Origin of the sequence: Mycetohabitans sp. B3 (assembly GCF_021498065.1) — a bacterium.
Lineage (GTDB): Bacteria > Pseudomonadota > Gammaproteobacteria > Burkholderiales > Burkholderiaceae > Mycetohabitans.
Map to the genome: position 1 here is coordinate 1 of NZ_JAHLKN010000155.1, position 351 is coordinate 351.

Genomic DNA, 351 nt, shown 5'->3' on the forward strand with positions numbered 1-351 from the left:
TCCATCGGTGCGTCTTGCAGACCGGCCGGCTTCACATCCCAACGCGAGGGTTTTTTCTGCCCCTTCGGCTGGCTCAACCGCTCATCGCACGAAGCGGTTTCGTCCATCGGTGCGTCTTGCAGATCGGCTGGCTTCACATCCCAACGCGAGGGTTTTTTCTGTCCCTTCGGCTGGCTCAACCGCTCATCGTACGAAGCGGTTTCGTCCATCGGTGCGTCTTGCAGACCGGCCGGCTTCACATCCCAACGCGAGGGTTTTTTCTGCCCCTTCGGCTGGCTCAACCGCTCATCGTACGAAGCGGTTTCGTCCATCGGTGCGTCTTGCAGATCGGCTGGCTTCACATCCCAACGC

General features: G+C 60.1%; 1 protein-coding gene. It reads right to left on the reverse strand.

All coding sequences use genetic code 11. From position 1 onward, the window contains the following. Positions 1–311 (reverse strand): hypothetical protein (locus tag KQH55_RS16050; RefSeq protein WP_235091668.1); only part of this gene is annotated, 311 nt, incomplete at its 3' end. Positions 312–351 lie beyond the last annotated feature (40 nt).